This is a genomic window from Bacillota bacterium (assembly GCA_012837285.1).
Taxonomy (GTDB): domain Bacteria; phylum Bacillota; class DTU030; order DUMP01; family DUMP01; genus DUNI01.
The window spans coordinates 1-3,505 of sequence record DURJ01000069.1; the positions used below are offsets into that span (position 1 = coordinate 1).

The 3,505-nt window shown below is 47.5% G+C and carries 7 protein-coding genes; all 7 read left to right on the top strand.

The genetic code is table 11. The features are described from left to right. A partial coding sequence (locus tag GX016_04020; protein HHT70725.1) for a M24 family metallopeptidase occupies nucleotides 1-507 on the top strand: 507 nt, incomplete at its 5' end. Nucleotides 508-520: 13 nt separating this feature from the next. Next, nucleotides 521-1,078, top strand: coding sequence for an elongation factor P (efp, locus tag GX016_04025; GenBank protein ID HHT70726.1), 558 nt, complete (start codon nucleotides 521-523; stop codon nucleotides 1,076-1,078). A gap of 15 nt (nucleotides 1,079-1,093) precedes the next feature. Beyond that, nucleotides 1,094-1,552: an AraC family transcriptional regulator gene (locus tag GX016_04030; GenBank protein HHT70727.1), complete on the top strand. Its 459-nt coding sequence runs from the start codon at nucleotides 1,094-1,096 to the stop codon at nucleotides 1,550-1,552. A gap of 96 nt (nucleotides 1,553-1,648) precedes the next feature. Continuing rightward, entirely contained in the window at nucleotides 1,649-2,674 is a 1,026-nt protein-coding gene (gene spoIIIAA / locus GX016_04035) for a stage III sporulation protein AA (GenBank protein HHT70728.1), read from the top strand. Then, complete coding sequence (locus GX016_04040; GenBank protein ID HHT70729.1) at nucleotides 2,625-3,140, top strand: hypothetical protein; 516 nt, start codon at nucleotides 2,625-2,627, stop codon at nucleotides 3,138-3,140. Before spoIIIAA ends, GX016_04040 begins: the two co-directional genes overlap by 50 nt. Before the next feature lie 22 nt (nucleotides 3,141-3,162). Further along, a complete protein-coding gene (spoIIIAC, locus tag GX016_04045; protein ID HHT70730.1) occupies nucleotides 3,163-3,357 on the top strand; it encodes a stage III sporulation protein AC in 195 nt (64 codons plus the stop codon). 14 nt (nucleotides 3,358-3,371) lie between these two features. After that, on the top strand, nucleotides 3,372-3,505 hold a 134-nt coding region (locus GX016_04050; protein HHT70731.1), incomplete at its 3' end, for a stage III sporulation protein AD.

A 3,505-nucleotide genomic window follows, 5' to 3' on the forward strand; every position in this document is an offset into this window, starting at 1 on the left:
GCATCCGGGGTGAGAGGGTCATTACCACACGGGGAAGCAGGTGACAAAAAACTCCAGGTGGGTGAGATGGTTACAGTAGACTTCGGAGCCGTGTACCAGGGTTACCACTCTGATTTGACCCGTACCTTTGTCTTGGGGACACCGACTTTTAAGCAGCAATTAGTATATGAGACAGTACTAGAGGCTCAAACAAGAGCTATCGCTTGTGCCAGACCTGGAGCGCTTGGTGCTAAAGTGGACCAAGCTGCTCGGGACGCAATTACGGCGGCCGGCTATGGTGATTACTTTGGCCATGCTACCGGTCATGGAGTGGGTTTGGCTATTCATGAGGCACCTCGCTTGTCCGCGCAGTCCACCGATATCTTGTCACCGGGAACGGTGGTTACAGTAGAGCCAGGTATCTATCTGCCTGACTGGGGTGGTGTCCGCACTGAAGACATAATTCTGATCACGGAACAGGGTGTTGAAGTGTTATCCCAGGCACCGAGGGAGACTTTTGTTCTTTAGGAGGGTTTAACAAATGATTTCAACCAATGATTTTCGAACCGGGCTTACCATTGAACTTGAAGGTGAAGTATATACGGTGGTGGATTTTCAACATGTGAAGCCCGGCAAAGGGGCGGCTTTTGTCCGCTCGAAGCTAAAAAATGTTCGTAGCGGGGGAGTGATCGAACGCACGTTTCGAGCCGGAGAAAAGGTGGAAACGGCTCATGTTGAGCGCCGAGAAATGCAGTATCTGTACGCTGCCGGTGACAGTTATAATTTTATGGATACCCAAACGTTTGAACAGCTGGCGCTAACTGCAGACCACTTAGGCGAAAACTTAAAGTATATTACCGAAAACATGACAATTGTAGTACAGGTATACGAAGGTAGTATTCTAGGTATAGAAGTACCGAACTTTGTTGATCTTAAAGTGGTGGAGACCGCCCCGGGCGCTCGGGGAGATACTGTTTCTGGGGCCACCAAACCAGCAACCTTGGAGACGGGAGCAACAGTTCAAGTTCCCTTATTCATAGAGGAAGGGGATCTGATCCGTATCGATACTCGTACCGGCGAATATCTTACTAGGGCTTAATAAGGAGGAAGAGTTATGAGCAAGCTTCAGGAAAAAGTGGCTTATTTGAAGGGATTAGCTGAAGGCTTAGGGGTGGAAAAGGCCAGTCGTGAAGGTCGATTATTAACAGAAATCATTTCTGTGTTGGATGACATGACTGAAGAACTGTGTCGCCTTAGTGAAACTCAACAGGAAATTGAGGAGTATATCAGCGCTTTAGACGAAAGTGTGGGTGAGCTAGAGGACGATTACTGGGGTTTTCATGAGGATGAAGAGGACGAGGATGACTATGAGGACGAAGATGACTACGAGGACGATGATTTCATTGAATTAGAGTGTCCTACCTGTCACGAAACAGTGTTTCTTGAAGGGGATATCCTAGATGATGACAGTGTGGACGAAGTGTCTTGTCCTGAGTGTGGCGGAGTAATCTTTGATTTCGGCAGGGCCAACGCTGAGGACGAAGCAGATATAACTGTTCCGCCAGAAGACTGACACTTACTGTTTTGCCGACCTGCAACGCAAGTTGCAGGTCTTTTTGCTTTCGCTCAGCATAAAGATGGTAATGGGACAACATGGGAGGGGAACGAAGTGAAGCGCCGATCTCAGGTTGAAATACTGGAAAAAGAAATCATTCCTTACCTGGCGCTTTCTCTTCATGAACCCCTAAGATTGCTACCGGCGAAAGTTAAGGAAGGGATTTTAGAAATAAGGCTCCGAGTTGGACGTCCGGTAATGCTAGTTCACGACCGCAGTGATACAGTGTTAGCTGGAAGTGGGCTGTTGGCCAAGGAAGAGATGGAGCAATGTGTACAATTTATCACCCAATCGTCTGTTTACGCCTGCGAGGAGGAACTGCGACAAGGTTACATAACCCTTCCTGCCGGCCATCGTGTCGGGATAGTAGGTAAAGCTGTTTTGGAAGAAGGGTGTATCCGCACGATAAAGCACATAAGTGGTCTAAACATTCGCTTAGCAAAACAGGTAATTGGTGCCGCTGATTTGGTGCTGCCCTATCTTGTACAAGGGCATGCTTTTATCAGTACGTTGATAGTGTCGCCGCCTGGCTGTGGAAAAACCACTTTGCTAAGGGATCTGATTCGGCAGCTAAGCAGCGGCATTACCAGTCTAAAATTGAAGGGTTACAAGATTGGAGTAGTGGACGAGCGTTCAGAAATAGCAGCTTGTTTTCAAGGTGCACCTCAAAACGATGTGGGTCCGCGCACCGATGTTTTAGACGGGGCGAAAAAAGTCGAAGGCATAATGTTACTACTTAGATCTATGTCCCCGGAGATCATTGCCACCGATGAAGTTGGCTCGTCGGCAGACATAATGGCTCTGGAAGAAGCATTGGTTAGTGGTGTGAAACTGATAGCGACAAGTCATGGGGACGGGGTGGATGATCTCGTACTGCGACCGGTGCTGCGGCAATTGGTGGACCGAGGTCTCTTCGGTCGGATAGTGTTCTTAGGATTATCTCAGGGAGTGGGAACAATAGAAGCCATTTATGACGGACATAGCCTACAGCCTGTTCTTACGTGCCGGGCAGCAGCTGGAGGGAAGGGATATGAAGATAAGGTTTCTAGGCGGCCTCATACTGATCTTTGCTACAGGTAACATGGGCTTTGCCATAGCTCGTAGTATTAAAGAACGAGTTGCGCTGCTTATTCGATTGCAAGGGCTCCTTCAATTTCTTATTACAGAGATAGATTTTGCGGTTACACTTTTTCCCGAAGCGCTGACAAAAGTCGGCCAGTCTTTAGGACCGGAGACTAATGCTTTTTGTCATCAAGTAGTAGAGAATCTGCAGGCTGGTGTTCCTTTATCTGTGGCCTGGGAACGAGCATTACTAATACTTGTTGACAATAGCCCACTGTATCCCGACGATGTAAAGCCGTTGTGGTCCTTGGCTCCCATTATCGGGTTAACAGATCGCCAAGATCAGCTACGGCATTTAAAACTGGCTCAAGAACATTTACGCCAAAGGCAGCTTGAGGTTGAACGGGAAGCTAACAAGAACCAAAAATTATGGCGCTATCTAGGTGTGTTGAGCGGCTTAGTAGCGGTACTGATTCTAATTTGACTTGTGGCAGAGGAGGAGAAGCATGAGCATAGACCTTATCTTTCAGATTGCTGGTATCGGCCTCCTAATTTCAATCTTGAACATAGTACTTAAACAAGCGGGAAAAGAAGAGCAAGCCCATTTGTTGGCTTTGGTGGGGGTGGTAATAGTCCTACTTCTTATCATTCCTACGATTAACCAGCTGTTTTTGACCATTAGAACCGTATTCCGGCTGTAAAGGTGAGGGTAAACATGGAGATAATACCGATTTTGGGCGTAGCCATAGCTTCCACTTTACTTATTTTGATTGTACGCCAGGAACAGCCGGAGTTGGCCCTACTCTTAAGTCTGACAGTAGGAGCACTGATTTTTTTGTTTGCTGTTAC